We start from the raw sequence: 16,190 nt of genomic DNA, 5'->3' as shown, positions 1-16,190 counted from the left end.
AGCGCGATCCGTGCCGTATCGCGCTTGTTCAGTCTGTTTCGAACAGCCCACGGGCGAGTTCACGACAACTGAAGACGTGAGGATACGGCATGAAGGATCTCTCGTTCGACCCTGACGACCTGGAGCTCGGCGACCTGGCGGTCACCTCCCTGCGCGACTCGGTCGCGTTGCCGGAGTCCGGAGCCTCCGGTGGCGCCTCTTCGTGCTCGTGCGGCAGCTCGTCGTGCAGCAGCTGTACCCAGCCTCCCGTCCAGCAGGCATGAGCGATCGCGTGCAGGGAGAGACCGCGCCATACGCACTCGTGCGCCTGGCGGCCCTGCCGCACCCGGACGGCGCTGCGGCGGCAGCGCCGTTCCGGCGGGCGGTGGAGGCGCTCGCGCAGGTCGAGGCCGCCCTGGTGGCGTTGACCGGCCCGGTGGCGGACCTGCTGCACGACAGCGCGGGCACGCACCCCGAGTCGTACCACCGCTCTGTCGTCCTGCCGTTGCGCCGTGACGTCCACAACGGACGGTCACCGCGCCCTTCTCTGCGCGCTGAGGCCGACTCGCTGGTCTCGCGGTTCCCGCAGCTCGGCGAGTGGCTGTCCGCGATGGACGAGCGGGCGGCCCTGTCCGCCGAGGTCGAACGGCTCCTGCCGGACGCGCTGGCCGCCGAACGCGAGGTGCTCGCGTCGTTGTGCGGCACCGAGTCCGTGCGGAAGGCGGCCGTGTTCAGCGGCCGCGACCTGTGGCAGGGCCTCGCGCGGGCGGGCGCCGGGGACAAGCGGTCCCGCAAGGCCGAGCCGACCGTGCTGCGCTACGCCCTGCGCGCGACGTCGAAGACCAGTCCCCTGTCCTGGTACGCGGCGGTCGGCTGGGCCACCTGGTCCCCCGACGCGCCCGCACCCGACTGGGGCACGCCGGTCGCCGTCACGCGGGTCAACCAGGTGTTGCTGTCGCGGCTGACCGCGGCCCTGCTCGCCGATCGCACGCACCTCTTCGACCACCCGCACCGCCTCGCCCCCGACGTGCACCTCGACGGCGGCCAGATGAAGTTCCGCCGCGACGTACCCGCGCGCGGCCCGTTGCGCGCGTACGTCGGCATCCAGGAGGACGTGGAGCTGGCGTCGAGCGCGCCACTGCAGTTCCTGGTCGGCCTCACCGGCGCCAACCCCAAGGGCATCAGCCCCGCCGAGCTCGCCAGCGCGCTCGCGACCAGGCTGCCCGACGGCGAGTCCGACCGCGCGCAGCACTACGTCGCGTTGCTGCTCGACATCAAGCTGCTCGTGCCGGTGCTGCCGGTCGACCCGCAGGATCCCGCCGCCTGTCCCGCACTGGCCTCGTGGCTGCGCGACACCGGACGGGCCGAGCTCGCCGACCGGGTCGTCGCGATCCACCGCGACACCGCGGCGTTCGCGGAGATCGACGCGGCGGGCCGTCCCGCCGCACTCGCCGCCCTGTTCGCGGCGTGGGAGGAGCTGGGCTCCGCCGTCGGGGTCGACCTGGGCGGGCTGACGCCGTTGAGCGAGGACGTCGTGCTGCCCTTGCCGGTGCGGCTCGGCCGGGCGCACGGGTACGACGGTGTGCGGTCGCTGGCCGGGCTGACCCCGTTGCTGATGCTGTTCGACCGGCACCTCGCGATCCGGCGGCACTCGCGCGACCTGTTCGTCACGGCGTTCGGCCGCGGCGGCACCGCCCGCCTCGCCGAGTGCGCGCCGCTGATGCACGAGGCGATGTCCGGCGCGCCGACCGGTGGTCTCGGGGCGAGCCGCGCCCAGGTCGCCGATCTGGTGCGGGACGGCGTGATCACCGACGACGTGGTCTCCGCCGCCGCGGACCTGCTGCCCTCGTGGATGAAGACCAGGCCGGTCTCGTACTCGTTCTTCGCCCAGCCGTCCCCCGACGGCCTCGTGGTGAACCACGTCTACGACGGGTTCGGGCGTTTCCCCGGCCGGTTCCTCGACCTGCTGCCGCCCGAGGCCTACGCGACCGTCCGGGCCACTTTGGACGGTGTGTTCCCGCGCGGGTTCGCGGAGTACCGGCCGGTGCAGGGCTTCAACCCGAACCTGCACCCGCTGCTCGGACGCGCGGAGATCGGCGAGGACCCGCGCTGGGCCGACCACACGCCGGACGCCCTGGAGATCTTCCACGACCAGGAGAACGACGAGCTCCGGCTGCGGCGCCGGGACAGCGGCGCGGTGCTCGACGTGCTGTACCTCGGTTACCTCATGCCGATCTCGCTGCCCGACCGCGCCGCGGCCCTGCACGCCGACCTCTCGTGCGGTGCGGCCGATCTCTCGCCGCTGCAACCCGTCTCGGTGGTCGGAGACGTGCGGGTGGCGGACCGGCTGCGCTACCGCGACGTCGTGCTCGGCCGGCGTTACTGGGACTTCCCCTCGGCCACCTTGGAGGAGGCGTTCGCCTCGGTGGGCGGTGCGACCGCGCTGCGCGCCCGGTACGGCCTGCCGGCGGAGCTGTTCGCGGGCATGGGCGGCGTCATCACGTCCCGCGAGGACTTCGAGGCGCGCGTGAACGGCCCGAAACCGCAGTACGCCGACCTCACCAACGCGCTGCACCTGCGCTGCCTGCCGCGCCTGACGTCCCGCTACGGCGACCACGTCCGGCTCACCGAGGCGCTGCCGGTGCCGTCCGGGCAGGTGCTGGAGATCGTCGCGGAGACCTACCGGAGGGCCGGATGACCGACGTCGTCTGCTACTACCACGACCCGATCAAGGCCCCACTGCTGCGCGCCGGCGTGCTCCCGGCACTGGCCGCCGCCGAAGCCGCGTTCCCCGACGTGGTGGGCCACGTCGAACGCCACTGGCTGCACGGCCCGCACGTCCGGGTCGTGCTGGCCGGCGCGTCCTCCCCGACAGCGGCACTCCTGGTGGCGACCCTGCTCCGCTCCTACGTCGCCGCCCACCCGTCCACAGTGGAACTCTCCGACGCCGAACTGCTGAGTCACGCCGAGTCCGCGTCTGTCGCCGAGCTGCTCCTACCGCCCTTCACCCCTTTCCACCCCAACAACTCCGTGCGCATCGAACCGACCGACGACACACGTCTGAGCGGCCTGCTGTCCGAGGCGCACATCGCCGTGCGCGCCGAGGGCCTCCGCCTGGGCGTCGCGGCGTTGCGGCACTCCTTCTCCGTGCCGCGCGCGACCCTCGCCCTGACCGCGATGGCCGTCCACGCCAGCCGCTATCCAGGTGGCCTGCAGTACGGCTACCACTCGTTCGTCTCGCACGTGGAAGACTTCCTGCTGGCCAGCGACCGCGACGGCGCAGTCCGGTCCACACTGGACTCGATCTGGAGCGCAAACGCCTCCGCCGCCTGCACTCTCGTCGAACAGGTGGCCCAGGGCCACCCCACCACGCACCTCGAAGCGGCCTGGCAGACCTGGACCATCGCCCTGCGCCTCACCACCCAGGAACGGTACGACGCGGGCCTGCTCACCGCGGACCCCAACCCCCGCCACGGCGAGCGCGCCTACGAGATCGGCGACGAGGCCGCCATCCGCCGCTACAACTACGGCGAACGCACGAAGTTCTCCGACTTCCACAACGCCATGTGGACCGTCGACCTCTCCGACCCGGCCATCGCAAGGGCCATGGCCGTCTACCGCGTCGGCACCAACGTCCTCTACCAGCTCCTCGCGATCTGCGACGTCACCCCGATGGAGCGCTACGCCGCGGCCCATCTCCTCGCCAACGCCGCACAAGAGGTCCTGGGCACCACGTGGGCCGACCAGTTCGCGGCTCTGCCGAAGGTCGGGTGACGCGCGTGCTCGTGCGGCTGCGCCCGGTCGTCCAGGCCACCCGGACCGCCGACGGCCTGCACCTGCGCGGCTGGGCCTCGAGTTGCACGCTCTCCGGCGGCTCCGGCCTGTGGAAGGTGTGGCAACGGCTGGCACCGCAGCTGGAGGCGGGGATTCCCCGTGCCGCGCTGGAGGTGCCGGACGGGACACCGGACGCGGTGCGGTCGGCCGTCGAGTTGATCCTGGAGCAGTTGTGGGAGCACGACATGCTGGTGGAGCGGGCGGAGTGGGGTGAGGACGCGCCCGCACCGGAGGTGGCCACCTGGCTGGAGTCGGCGGCGGCGGAACCGGTGGAGGCGTGGCGGCGGCTGCGTGCGGCCACGGTCGTGGTGTCGGGGCGCGGAATGCTGGAGGACGCGGCTGTCCGGTCGGCGGAGGCTGTGGGGGTGGCGGTGCGACGGCCGGAGGCAGGCGACACGACCCTCCCCCGCACTCACCGCGCCCCGGCTGCGACCGTCCCACCCGGCAACCGGGATCTCGTCCTCTCCGCGGGCGATCTCCTCGTCCTGGCTGGCTGCGGAGCCGAAGTCGGCTACGTGCTCCCTCCCACCGCAGAAGCGCTCATTTCGGTCCACACTGAAGTCACTATGCGAACCGCCGCAAGGATCGGCCTCACCGGCGAACCGTCCGAAGTCCTGGCGACGCTCATAGGTTCCGCGGCGGTCCACCGCCTCGTCTGCGCCGTCGCAGGTCTGCCGGACCCGGCCACCGACACCACCTACCCGATGGCTCTGGTAGCCCGCGCCACCCCGTTGAGCGCCACCTACCACCCACTCCTGCGGGGCGAGCCGGCCGCGGACCCGTGGCAAGCCCTCGACGCCCTCACCGACGCCGAACTCGGCCCGGTCGACACCCCGCGGTTCGGTTCCCTCCCCCAGGTCCCGGCCAGCCTCGCCACCGCCGGTGACGCGCTGGGCATCGGCACCACAGCCGACACCGCCCGTCTGAACGCAGCGCTGAACGCCCTCAAGTCCGACTGCGTGATCGGCATCGACGACACCCACGCGCGCGGCGCCGCCCTGCGTCTGGCCGCGCGGCATCACCGGGGCGAACCGGCCGACGCACACGAGTGGACGAGCGATCCGACGGCCCACCGGTGGTGGAAGGCGCTCACCGCACGCTTCGAGGTCCCGGCGGTGGTCCGGACCGAGCGCCTGGCCCAGGGCGTCTACAAGGCGGAGATCAGCAACGGCCGCAGCGTCCTCGCGTGGGCGGTCGAGGCGACGGCGGCCGACGCCGTGGCGTTCGCCGCCCTCGCCGCCACCGGGTACGCCCAGGCAGGCCGCACCGGCACCGCGCACCTCAACGGCGCCGTCCCGCACCGGAGAACCGACCAGCCGGACTGGGTCACCAGGCAATGGCACTGGCCCGCCGACGTGCGAGACCGTGAAGACCGGTTCCAGCAGGCGATCGCGAGGGTGCCGGGCGTCCGGGTCCGGCCGGCCGAACTCGATCCCGAACTCCGCGCCGCCGGCCTCAGGGCGTACCGATGATCCGCGAGGACGGCGGGCTCACCCTCATCGGCCCCACGACGAACGTCTGCGTCGGCTGTGCGGAGACCGCCCGGCTCGCCACGGCCAAGGCGCCACCCAACGCGCTGGTGAAAGGCTTTGTCGCACCGGCGTTCCAGCCCTTGGTGGCCGCGCTCGAGGACCAGGAGCACGACACCGTGATCGCGATCCGCACCGACCTGGGTCTGGTGTCCACCCACCGGGTCAAGCCCGGCACCTGCTGCGCCCCGCCCGCCGAACCGCACGAGAACACCAGCACCCCCAACGGCGAACTCCGCACGCCGAACAAGACCACCGCGGTGAAGGACGCCGTGGTCGACTTCCGGCACGGCCCGGTCACCGCCCTGTACCGCACCGGGAACCTGCCACTGGCCACGGTGACCGCCGAACTCGACTCCCACACCGCGGGCTACGGCCGCACCACGTCGTTCGAGCAGGCCGAACGCGTGGCCGTCTTCGAGGCGATCGAACGCCTCAACGGCATGCGCCCACGTCACCCGGACCCGCGCGAGGTCTCGTTCGCCGAGCTGGGACCGGACACCGCCCTCGACCCCGAACGCCTGGGCCTCAACGACTTCGGCAACACCTACCACCCAGACCTCAGGATGCGGTGGGCGGAAGGCTGGTCGTACACCCGCGGGAAGCCGGTCCTGGTGCCGGAGCAGGTCGCGTACTGGGCCGCGTACACACCGCCGACACAACGGTTCGTCCACGAAACGTCCAACGGCTGCGGGCTCGGCAACAGCCTGACGGAGGCAGTGCTGCACGGCCTGTTCGAAGTGGCCGAACGCGACGCGTTCCTGATGGCCTGGTACGCCCAGACACCGCTGACGCGGATCAAGCTCCCGCCGGACCCGCTGCTGCACCACCTCACCGACCGGCTGGCGGAGCTCGGCTACGAGCTGCTGTTCCTCGACGCCACCAACGACCTGGGCATCCCGGCCGTGCTCACCCTGGCCAGGACCACCAGAACCGGCCTGCCGCAGGCGTTCTTCGCCGCCGGCGCCAGCCCGGACCCGGTGAAGGCCCTGCGGTCGGCCGCAGTCGAGGTGGCGGTCGACGTCGAGGCCTTCGCCGACCGCGCGAGGCAGAACCCCGAGAACTACAGCAGGGAACGCCTCCTCCGGCTCCTGGAGGACCCGGCACAGGTCAGGAGCATGGACGACCACGTCGCGGTCAACACCCTGCCGGAGGCACGAGAGCGGTACGCGAACCTCGTCAGCGAAGGACCACCCCGAGCCCTGCCGGACCAGCGCACCCACACCGACCTGCGCGAGCTGCTCGACCGCTGCACACAGGAGCTCCACGCGAAGGGCCTGGAGCTCATCGCCGTCGACCAGTCCGACCCGCACACGGTGAACACCCTCGGCCTGCACTCCGCCAAGGTCCTCGTGCCGGGCACGCTGCCGATGACGTTCGGCCACCTGCACCGCCGGACAGGCCTGCCCCGGCTGGACCTCCGGGCCGGGCACCCCCACCCGTTCCCCTGAACCACCGTTGGAGCAGCTGTGACCTGGACCGGCCTGCACTGCAGGGTGAACTGGAACCGAGCGGACCTCGACACGTTCATCGCCGAGACCCTGGCCCCCGCGATGGCGGGCCAGGAGTGGTACTTCCTGCGCTACTGGGAGACCGGTCCGCACCTGAGGGTGAGGATCAGGAACGCGCAGAACGTCGACAAACTCGAAGTGCGGCTGCGAGAGCTGATCGCGGCCCAGGACTTCGAGCACGAGGAAGGCGACCCGGACTGGCTCCCGCACGGCGACGTCCGCGAGGTGGAGTACGTCCCGGAGACAGAACGGTACGGCGGCCCCCGAGCGCTCCCCGTCGCCGAGGAGGTCTTCTGCCACAGCACCGAAGTGGCGGTCGCCGTGCTCAAGGCGGCTCGCACGGACAGCGCGAGGCTCACCGCCGCCATCGACCTCACGATCGCCACGGCGAAGGCGCTCGACCTCACGCTGCCGCAGGCCGCGAGCTGGCTGCGCAGCCTCGGCTCCGGCTGGCGCAACGTCCAGGAACAGGCACCCGTCCCCACCATCGGTTCCCAGCACGCCGCCAACCAGCTGCTCGCCAAACGCGGCCGCGACCTGGCCGCACGCTGGCACCGCGAGCCACGAGGCGCCGTCGCCCACTGGCGCACCACGATCAACGAGGCCAAACAACACCTCGAAGCCTGGCTCCCGTACGTCTGGGCCTCCCAGCTGCACATGCTGCTCAACCGCATGGGCATCACCCCCAACGAAGAGCGCATGATCTGCTGGACCACCGCCGCGGCGGCCATGTCCCCCAACGGCCTGACGGACTTCCACGACGACAGCGAAACGGCACCGGACCGCCGTTACCTCGAAGCGAGCAAGTTCCTGCCGGGCTTCAACGACCAGCTCCCCCGCAAGAACGTACCGGCCAGACAGCACTGGCCCGCCACGACCTCGCTGCCCTCCACAGTGGACACCGACACTCTCAGGGCACGCAAGACGAGCCGCGACCTCACCGGCGACCTGAACGCCGAGCAGCTCGGCACCCTGCTGTGGAATTCCATGTCCCCCAAGGACGGCAGGTGGCCCTACCCCAGCGCCGGAGCCCAGTACTGCGCCAGGATCAGGCTCATCGCGCTGAACGTCGACGGCCTGGCGAGAGGCCGGTACGAGGTCAACGAGGTCGAGCGCGCCCTCACCTGGTTCGGCGAGGCGCCGCCGATCGAGGACCTGGAGGCGACCTCGATGTGGTTCGGCCCGGGTACCACCGAACTCTCCGGCACCCCCGCCGTCCTGGCCCTCTACATCAGGCTCGGCTCACTGCGGCAGACCTACGGCCTGCGCGCGCTCCGGTTCGCGTTCACCGAGGCAGGGCACCTCGCCCAGAACCTCACCGTCACGGCGGCGAACCTGGGCATCCGCACCGGCCTGGTCGGCGGGTTCTACGACGACATCGCCCACGACGTCATCGGGCTCGACGGCGTGGACGACGCTCTCGTCTACTTCCTGCCGCTGGCCACCTAGATCCTCAAGTACTTCTCGAACCGGACCGGCACCTGCGACATGTCCCACCTCACCAGGTTGTCCACACCCGTGCTCACCAGGATCTCGTGCAGCACCCTCGACATCGGGCCCGGGTGCTCCCACCAGTCGTCCCTGTTGCAGTGGGCGACCCGCCACGTGTCCGGGTCGTCCGAGTCGGTGATCCACCAGAACGTGCCGGCCGCGTCGTTGTGCCCCCACAGGAACAGCCCACCGGGTTCGGGGAACATCCGGTAGGGCACCTCGTCGAGGTAGCCGTTGGACTCGTCGGCGTAGGTCTCCGTCTGCCAGGCGTTGCGGTCCCTGTAGTGCGCGAGTTCCTCGGCGTTCTCCACCGGGTTCTGCACCTCCACGCTCTCGCGGAAGCAGCCGGAGGGGAACCGTTCCATCAGCGCCCGGTAGTCCGACGGGAACCGCACGCCGAACTCGCGTTCGACGCGCTTCCAGTCCAGCTCGGGCCGGAAGTCACCGGCGTCCTGCCCGACGAGCCGGATGATCTCGTCCACGTAGAACAACTTCGCCGAACCGTTCGGCTCCCCCGGAGTCATGACGACCACGGTAGCGGGGACCCCCGACAAGATCAGATCTCCACCGAGTCCAGCATCTCCTCGACCGTGGGTGAGATCGCCGCCGCCGCCCGCGCGTCCCGGAACCGCCGCTCGATCCCGAGATCACGCCGGAACGCCGCGTCCCCGCACACCTTCATCGCCAGGTCCGTCACCACGACGGCGGCCTCGGTCGCGGTGACCGCGAGCAGCCGCACCCGGTCGGCGGACCGTTCCGGATGCCACGTCACCGCGGACAGCGTGTCGTTGTACAGCACCCTGACCGCATCCGTGCGCAGCCTCATCCGGGCCAGGTCGGACCGGGTGCGCGGATCGCCGCCACCGAGATGCCCGACGGCCGCGGCGACCGCCCCCTCCATCAGCCCCAGCGACACCGCGGCCCCCAGCACCATGAACCACGGGAACGCGAGCTCGTCCGACCACAGCCGGTTCGACGCCGGCACCCGCACGGGATCAGCCTCCACGCACGTGGCGACGGTCCCCCGCAGGCCCATCCCGGCGTGGTCGGCCGGCACCAGGATCCCCGGCGCCTCGGCGGGAACGAGCCACAGCGCCGGGCCGCACGACCAGACGTAGCTGTCCGCCTCGCCCGCCGCGATCACCCAACGCTTGCGCGCCCGCACCTGCACCACGTCGCCGTGCGTCGACATCTCGCCGGACGCCCCGAAGGCCGCCAGCGTCGACAGGTGCCGGCCCGCCGCGATCTCGGTCCGCAGCCAGTGCGGGCCCGAGCGGTCCAGCACGGCGGCCGCGGCGTAGTGCGACCGCAGCACGGAAGCCGTTGCGGCGCAGACACGAGCCACCTGCTCGACCACCCGTCCGGCCGACCGGACGTCCTGGCCTCCCCCGCCGACCGTGCGGGAGATCGTCATGCCCAGCAGGCCGCGCGCCCCCAGGGCGTTCAGGGCGGCGCGCGGGAATCTGGAGTGCTGGTCGACGTCCGCGGCGTTCGGCGCCACCACGGTCTGCACGATGCGGAGCAGGTCCGCCCGGTACGTCACGTCGGCGGGTAGAGCGAGTAGGAGGGGAAGTTGCCGTACGGGCGCTCGTCCGGCGGGCCCTCGGTGACGGCGTGCACCAGCAACGAGCCTCCCACGAACGCGCCGCGCCACGAGGCGCCGCGGCCACCGAACACCTCGTCCCGGTCACCGCGCGACCGGGGCTTGTTGATGCCGACCTTGAACGCCTGCACGTCCTCGCTCAGCCTCCGCGCGGTCGCCTCGTCGTCGCACGCCAGGGAGGCGACCAGGGCACCGTTCGACGCGTTCATCGCGGCCAGCAGCTCGGCCTCCGTGTCGACCAGGACGATCGTGTCGACCGGCCCGAACGGCTCGGCGTGGTGCAGCACCGACGAGCGCGGCGGGTCGAGGATCGCGACCGGCGCCAGGTACGCGGCGGTCTGCTGGCCCGGCAGGAACCGCCCGGAGGCGGCCGATCCCCGGTACAGCGGCACGCCGCCGAGACGCACGGCCTCCTCCACGACGTCGTCGAGCTCCTTGGCCTTCGCGTCGTTGATCAACGGCCCGAAGTCGAGCTCCGGCAGGTCGTCGCCGGGTGAGGCGACGGCGAGCGGGTGCCCGAACCTCACCTCGCGCACCGCGGGCAGGTAGACGCTGAGGAACTTGTCGAACAACGACCGCTGCACGACGTACCGGGGGTAGGCGGTGCAGCGCTGCTTGCCGTAGTCGAACGCCTTGCGGATCTGCGTGCCGAGCATGTCCCAGGAGTCGGTCTCCCAGACGCCCCAGCAGTTCAGGCCCTCCTGCTCCAGGACGTGCCGGCGGTTCGAGTCGACCAGGCGCGTCGCGATGGAACTGCCGACGTCACGACCGCCCACAAAGGACACACAGCCCAGGAAGGACGACCCGACCAGCACCGGAGCGAGCTCGCTCCCGCTTCCGGACACGAGCGTCAACGGCAGTCCCGACCGCACGGCCAGCGCGGTCGCCAGCGTCAGGCAGCTCACGCCCCCGTCGGTCGGTGCCTTGGCGATGACGGCGTTGCCCGCCAGCGCCTGCACCAGCATCGCGTGCATCAGCACGCTCATCGGGTAGTTCCACGACGCGATGTTGCTGACCGGGCCGTTCAGCGGCGTGCGGCCGGCCAGCATCGAGTCGATCTCCTCGACGTACCAGCGCACGCCCTCGATGCAGCGGTCGACGTCGGCCGTGGCCAGGCGCCACGGCTTGCCGATCTCCCACACCAGCAGCAACGACAACAGGTCGCGGTGCTCGACCAGCGCGTCCGAGGCCTCGGACACGCGCGCCTTGCGGTCCGCCAAGGGCACGTTGCCCCACTCGATGTGCTGGTCGACGGCCGCGACCACCGCCCGTCCCGCGACGTCGAAGTCGAGGAAGGGCGGGCCCGCGATGGTGGAGCCGTCGACCGGGCTGGTGGCGGGCATCGGCTCGCCGGAACGGCTCCACTCGCCGCCGAAGTGGTTGAGCAGCCGGTCGTCGTGGAACGCTTCAGGTGCGACCTTCACGCACTGCGAGTACACGTCGTGCCACGACGTGCCGGGCTTGAGGATCAACGACATCTCCAGCGCCCTTCCCTGTCGATCAGCGGTTCTGCACGTGCTGCCAGCCGAAGCGGCCCTTGATGCACAGGTTTCCGTGCGTGACCGTGCTTTCGTGCGGAGACGTGACCTTCACGATCTCGTTGTCCTGCACGTGCAGGGTGAGGTTGCACCCGACGCCGCAGAACGTGCAGATGGTCGTGGTTCGCGTCTGGGCCTCTTCGTCCCAGGTGCCGTCCTCGCGCTTGTCGTGCTCGCGCTTGAAGCTCAGCGCACCCGTCGGACAGACCTCGATGCAGTTGCCGCAGTAGACGCAAGCGCTTTCGGGCAACGGCGTGGAGAACTCCGTGGAGATCCGCGAGTCGAAGCCGCGGCCGGCCACCGAGATCGCGAAGGTGTTCTGCCACTGGTCGCCGCACGCGTCGACGCACTTGTAGCACAGGATGCACTTGCCGAGATCACGGACGTACAGCGGATTGTCCACTTTGGTCGGTTGTCGCACGGTGGCGGCGGTCCGGCCGTCCGGTTCCTCGTGCTCGCCGGGATGGCGGTCGTCCCGGTCGGCCGACGGCGGTGCCGGCGGGCCGAAGCGGGAGGGGTCGGCGCCGCACGCGGACATCCACTCGTCCACGTGCGGCGTGGTGGAGAGGTCCGTGGCGGACCCGAGTAGTTCCAGTACCAGCTTGCGACTGTGGTTCGTGCGCTCGGAGTCCGTCTTCACGACCATGCCCGGCTCGACCTTGCGCGAGCAGGACGGCACGAGCGTGCGCGACCCCTCGACCTCGACCATGCAGACGCGGCAAGCGTTTGCGGGCCTCAGCGTGTCGCCGTAGCAGAGCGTCGGGATGGATTTCCCTTGTGCCGTACAGGCGTCCAGGATCGTGGCGCCCTCCGGAACGCGCACGGACTCGCCGTCCAGCGTCAGCTCGACCAGACGCTTCGGCAACCCGATCTCGACGATGGTCATGACGCCGCCTCCTCCGCGTAGCCGAGCCGGTACAGGGCTGACTCGATGGCGTTCCAGGCCGTCTGACCCAGACCGCAGATGGACGAGTCGCGCATGACCTGCCCGACCTCCTTCAGCAGCTGGAGGTCCTCGGCCGACGTGCTCAGCGGGCGCTTGCCCACCAGGCGGGCCATCGCCTCCTCCTGGCGCACGGTGCCGATCCGGCACGGCACGCACTGACCGCACGACTCGTCGCGGAAGAACGCGGCGATGCGCAACAGGAACGCGCCCAGATCGGCCGTGTCGTCGAGCACCAGGACCACACCGGAGCCGAGCGTGGTGTTCGCCGCCCGCGCGTCCTCCATGGTGAGCGGCAGGTCGAGCTCGTCCGGGCGGACGAACCCGCCTGCCGCCCCGCCGAGCAGTACCGCTCGCAGCTCCCGGCCTGGCGGCACGCCACCCGCCAGATCGAGGAGTTCTCCGAGCGTGGTGCCGAACGGCACCTCGTACACGCCCGGACGACTCACGTTGCCCGACAGGCAGAAGAGCTTCGGGCCCGCCGAGCCGGAGGTGCCGATGCGGGTGTAGGCCTCGCATCCCTCCGTGAGGATCACCGGCACGTTGACCAGCGTCTCCACGTTGTTGACCACCGTCGGTTTGCCGAAGAGCCCCGACTCGACCGGGAACGGCGGCTTCGAGCGCGGCTCGCCGCGGAAGCCCTCGATCGAGTTGAAGATCGCGGTCTCCTCGCCGCAGATGTAGGCACCCGCGCCGCGCCGGATCTCGATGTCGAACGAGAACCCTTCGTGGCCCATGATGTTCTCGCCGAGGAAGTTGCGCTCCTTCGCGCGGGCGATGGCGTTGCGCAGCAGGTGCAGCGCCCTCGGATACTCGCCGCGCAGGTAGAGGTAGCCGCGCGAGCAGCCGGCCGCGTACCCGGCGATCGTCATCGACTCGATCACCGCGTAGGGGTCGCCCTCCATCAGCAGGCGGTCCTTGAACGTGCCGGGCTCGCTCTCGTCCGCGTTGCACACCAGGTAGTGCGGTCGAACGGGCTGGCGGGCGGTCGCGTCCCACTTGCGTCCCGTCGGGAACGCCGCACCGCCGCGGCCCATCAGCTTGGCGTCGGTGACCTCGCGGATCACCCCGGCCGGCCCCAGGAGGAGTGCCGACCGCAACGCCGCGTAGCCGCCCGTCGCCCGGTAGTCGTCGAGCGACTCCGGATCGACGACGCCAACTCGTTTCAACAACCGCAGGCCAGGGGATCCGGCCTGCGGCACCTCCGCGCGCTCACCGTCCACACGAGAGGGACCGGCGGCCGCCACCGCGATCACCTCGTCGGCGGTGGCAGGCGCCAGGAGCTGCTCTGCCGCCACCTCCCCTGCCTCGAACGCGAGCGCGACCGGAGCCTTCTCGCACACCCCGAGACACGGGCTGCGCAACCACCCGCTCTTCGCCCCCGCCGGACCGAGCTCGCTGGTCAGCCTGTCGCACAACGACTTCGCGCCGTTGACCTGGCAGGCCAGGTCGACGCAGACGTGCACGACCTTCGCAGGCCTCTCGGACAACGAGAACAGCGAGTAGAAGCTCGCCACCCCGTACGCCTCGGCGGGCGGGACGTGCAGGACGCGGCAGATGTGGTTCAGCGCGCCCTGGCTGATCCAGCCGACCCTGTCGTTGACCGCGTGCAGGGCGGGCAGGAGCTGGTCCCGGCCCCTCCCCGCGAACAGGTCGACGACGACGCGTTCGGCCTCGGACGGTTCGACGTCGAGCAGTTTGAGATCCACTCAGCCCACCTTCACCGGAAGCTTCTCGATGCGGATAGCAGCGGCCTTGTACTCGGCGGTGCCCGCGATCGGGCAGGTCGCCTCGATCGTGAGGACGTTGACGTCGATCTCGTCCGGGAAGTGGAACGTCATGAACACCAGGCCCGGCGTCAGTCCGTCGTCGATCCGCACCGGCGCCACGATCTGCCCGCGCCTGCTCGTGATCGACACCTCCTCACCGGCCTCCACCCCGAGCGACGCGGCGTCCTCCGGGCAGAGGTCGAGCGTCTCGCCGACGCGCAACGGCGACTCGAAGCCGTGGGACTGCACACCGGTGTTGTAGGAGTCGAGCCGCCGCCCGGTGGTGAGCCGGAACGGGAACTCGTCGGTCAGCTCGTCGACGGGCGGGCTGTGCGGCACCGGCGAGAACGTCGCGGGCATACCGCGCTTGACCGGGTCGTCCTCCCACAGCCTGCCGTGCAGGAAGCTGGGTTCGAGGGAGTCCTCGCTCGGGCACGGCCACTGGATGCCGCCGAGCGCCTCGAGCCGGTCGTAGGTCATGCCGGTGTGGATCGGCGACAGGCTGCGCAGCTCGTCCCACACGTCCTGGCCCGTCTTGTGCTCCCAGTCCGCCCCGAGCCGTGTCGCGATCTCACCCATGATCTCGATGTCGTCCCGCGCGCCTTCCGGAGGCGTCAGGGCTTTTCTCACCCGCTGAACCCGGCGCTCGCTGTTCGTGAACGTGCCCTCGGTCTCGCACCAGGCTGCGGCGGCGGGCAGCACGACGTGCGCGAGCTGCGCGGTCTTGGTGAGGAAGATGTCCTGCACCACGACGTGGTCCAAGTTGGACAGTCGTTTGACCGTGTGCTCGCAGTCGGCCTCGGACTGCACCGGGTTCTCGCCGATGATGTACACGGTGGTCATGTCACCGCGTTCCATCGCCTCCAGCATCTGGGTGAGGTTCCAGCCCTTGGCGGCCTTGAAGTTCGAACCCCACGCGTCGTTGAACTTCTTGGCGACGCCGGGGTCCGTGATGTCCTGGAACCCGGGCAGCCGGTCGGGGATGGCGCCCATGTCGCCACCGCCCTGCACGTTGTTCTGCCCGCGCAACGGGTTCAGCCCCGCCCCGTACCGACCGACCTGCCCGGTCAGCAGCGCCAGGTTGATGAGGCTCAGCACGTTGTTCGTGCCGTTGTGGTGCTCGGTGATGCCGAGCGTCCAGCTGAGCTGACCGCGGTCGGCCTTGGCGTAGGCGTGCGCGAGCTCGCGGATCAGCTCGGCCGGCACCCCGGTCTCCAGTTCGGCGACCGGCAGCGTCCACGGCTCGACGGCCTTCACGAACTCCTGGAAGCCCTCGGTGGCGCGCTCGACGAACGACATGTTCGTCAGGTTCGACGCGATGATCTCCCGCGCGATGGCGTGCGCCAGCGGGATGTCCGTGCCGACCTCGAGCCGCAACCACCTGTGCGCCCACTTGCCGGTGCTGGTCAGCCGCGGGTCGACCACGTACAGCTTCGCGCCCTTGTTGACCGCCTTCAGCACGTGCTGGAAGAAGATCGGGTGCGCCTCCCGCGCGTTCGAGCCCCACAGGACGATCAGGTCGGCGTCCTCGATCTCCTGGTAGGAGGAGGTGCCGCCGCCGCTGCCGAACACCTTCGCGAGTCCCGCGACGCTCGGCGCGTGACAGGTGCGGTTGCAGCTGTCGACGTTGTTCGTCCCGATCACGGCCCTGGTGAACTTCTGGGCCATGTAGTTCATCTCGTTGGTGGCCCGCGCACAGGAGAACATGCCGAACGCGTCCGGGCCCCCGTTCGCGACGTTCCTGCGGAAGCCCTCTGCGGCCGTGTCCAGCGCCTCCTCCCAGGTGGCCGGACGCAGGACACCCGCGTCACGCACCAGTGGCCGGGTCAGCCGCACGTAGGGCTCGGTCTTCTTCCGCCTGCTCATCGTCTGCACCTCCTCCGTACATACTGTATGCAATCTGCGGTATGCGCTAGCCCCTCTTGCGGGATCTTCCGAAGGTCGCTGAAACGCTTCGGGCCCGAACCTCGATCGTTACTCTGATCGGCAAGAG

The 16,190-nt window shown here is 70.7% G+C and carries 12 protein-coding genes; 6 read left to right on the top strand and 6 right to left on the bottom strand.

Going from position 1 to position 16,190, the window contains the following annotated elements:
• Positions 1–89: 89 nt before the first annotated feature.
• The 6 genes from ACWF7A_RS07630 to ACWF7A_RS07605 are packed head-to-tail and all read left to right on the top strand — an operon-like array spanning position 90 to position 8,302.
• Positions 90–263, top strand: a complete 174-nt coding sequence (locus ACWF7A_RS07630; protein ID WP_189157712.1) for a thiazolylpeptide-type bacteriocin — start codon at positions 90–92, stop codon at positions 261–263.
• Positions 260–2,677, top strand: a complete 2,418-nt coding sequence (locus tag ACWF7A_RS07625; RefSeq protein WP_452249627.1) for a lantibiotic dehydratase — start codon at positions 260–262, stop codon at positions 2,675–2,677. Before ACWF7A_RS07630 ends, ACWF7A_RS07625 begins: the two co-directional genes overlap by 4 nt.
• Positions 2,674–3,753 (top strand): hypothetical protein, encoded by a 1,080-nt coding sequence (locus tag ACWF7A_RS07620; RefSeq protein ID WP_452249626.1) that lies wholly within the window; start codon positions 2,674–2,676, stop codon positions 3,751–3,753. Before ACWF7A_RS07625 ends, ACWF7A_RS07620 begins: the two co-directional genes overlap by 4 nt.
• Positions 3,750–5,285 (top strand): hypothetical protein, encoded by a 1,536-nt coding sequence (locus ACWF7A_RS07615; protein ID WP_452249625.1) that lies wholly within the window; start codon positions 3,750–3,752, stop codon positions 5,283–5,285. Before ACWF7A_RS07620 ends, ACWF7A_RS07615 begins: the two co-directional genes overlap by 4 nt.
• On the top strand, positions 5,282–6,793 hold the full coding sequence (locus ACWF7A_RS07610) for a YcaO-like family protein (RefSeq protein ID WP_452249624.1): 1,512 nt from the start codon (positions 5,282–5,284) through the stop codon (positions 6,791–6,793). The genes ACWF7A_RS07615 and ACWF7A_RS07610 overlap by 4 nt, the downstream gene beginning before the upstream one ends.
• An 18-nt stretch (positions 6,794–6,811) precedes the next feature.
• The gene (locus ACWF7A_RS07605; protein ID WP_452249623.1) at positions 6,812–8,302 is read left to right on the top strand and encodes a thiopeptide-type bacteriocin biosynthesis protein; all 1,491 of its coding nucleotides are present in this window, start codon (positions 6,812–6,814) and stop codon (positions 8,300–8,302) included.
• Here the strand turns inward: ACWF7A_RS07605 and ACWF7A_RS07600 are convergent.
• Genes ACWF7A_RS07600 through ACWF7A_RS07575 form a run of 6 tightly spaced genes read right to left on the bottom strand, consistent with a single transcriptional unit; the run spans position 8,299 to position 16,063 of the window.
• The gene (locus ACWF7A_RS07600; protein ID WP_452249622.1) at positions 8,299–8,868 is read right to left on the bottom strand and encodes an SMI1/KNR4 family protein; all 570 of its coding nucleotides are present in this window, start codon (positions 8,866–8,868) and stop codon (positions 8,299–8,301) included. The two genes, ACWF7A_RS07605 and ACWF7A_RS07600, sit on opposite strands and share 4 nt — an antisense overlap.
• Positions 8,869–8,900: 32 nt before the next feature.
• Complete coding sequence (locus ACWF7A_RS07595; protein WP_452249621.1) at positions 8,901–9,887, bottom strand: acyl-CoA dehydrogenase family protein; 987 nt, start codon at positions 9,885–9,887, stop codon at positions 8,901–8,903.
• On the bottom strand, positions 9,884–11,425 hold the full coding sequence (locus tag ACWF7A_RS07590; RefSeq protein ID WP_452249620.1) for an aldehyde dehydrogenase family protein: 1,542 nt from the start codon (positions 11,423–11,425) through the stop codon (positions 9,884–9,886). The genes ACWF7A_RS07595 and ACWF7A_RS07590 overlap by 4 nt, the downstream gene beginning before the upstream one ends.
• Before the next feature lie 22 nt (positions 11,426–11,447).
• Positions 11,448–12,371 carry a 2Fe-2S iron-sulfur cluster-binding protein gene (locus ACWF7A_RS07585; RefSeq protein WP_452249619.1) on the bottom strand — a complete coding sequence of 308 codons (924 nt, stop codon included), beginning with the start codon at positions 12,369–12,371 and terminating at the stop codon, positions 11,448–11,450.
• Entirely contained in the window at positions 12,368–14,137 is a 1,770-nt protein-coding gene (locus tag ACWF7A_RS07580) for an NAD(P)H-dependent oxidoreductase subunit E (protein WP_452249618.1), read from the bottom strand. Before ACWF7A_RS07580 ends, ACWF7A_RS07585 begins: the two co-directional genes overlap by 4 nt.
• Entirely contained in the window at positions 14,138–16,063 is a 1,926-nt protein-coding gene (locus ACWF7A_RS07575; protein WP_452249617.1) for a molybdopterin oxidoreductase family protein, read from the bottom strand.
• Positions 16,064–16,190: the final 127 nt, after the last annotated feature.

Source organism: Lentzea sp. NPDC055074 (genome assembly GCF_053608005.1).
The sequence above is the reverse complement of the archived record's forward strand: the minus strand, read 5'-3'. Positions and strand labels throughout refer to the sequence as shown.

What these genes read in the sequence shown, in the direction of transcription:
- ACWF7A_RS07630 (WP_189157712.1), top strand. Translation starts at nt 90, where the DNA reads ATGAAGGATCTCTCGTTCGACCCTGACGACCTGGAGCTCGGCGACCTG.
- ACWF7A_RS07625 (WP_452249627.1), top strand. Translation starts at nt 260, where the DNA reads ATGAGCGATCGCGTGCAGGGAGAGACCGCGCCATACGCACTCGTGCGC.
- ACWF7A_RS07620 (WP_452249626.1), top strand. Translation starts at nt 2,674, where the DNA reads ATGACCGACGTCGTCTGCTACTACCACGACCCGATCAAGGCCCCACTG.
- ACWF7A_RS07610 (WP_452249624.1), top strand. Translation starts at nt 5,282, where the DNA reads ATGATCCGCGAGGACGGCGGGCTCACCCTCATCGGCCCCACGACGAAC.
- ACWF7A_RS07600 (WP_452249622.1), bottom strand. Translation starts at nt 8,868, where the DNA reads ATGACTCCGGGGGAGCCGAACGGTTCGGCGAAGTTGTTCTACGTGGAC.
- ACWF7A_RS07590 (WP_452249620.1), bottom strand. Translation starts at nt 11,425, where the DNA reads ATGTCGTTGATCCTCAAGCCCGGCACGTCGTGGCACGACGTGTACTCG.
- ACWF7A_RS07585 (WP_452249619.1), bottom strand. Translation starts at nt 12,371, where the DNA reads ATGACCATCGTCGAGATCGGGTTGCCGAAGCGTCTGGTCGAGCTGACG.
- ACWF7A_RS07575 (WP_452249617.1), bottom strand. Translation starts at nt 16,063, where the DNA reads ATGAGCAGGCGGAAGAAGACCGAGCCCTACGTGCGGCTGACCCGGCCA.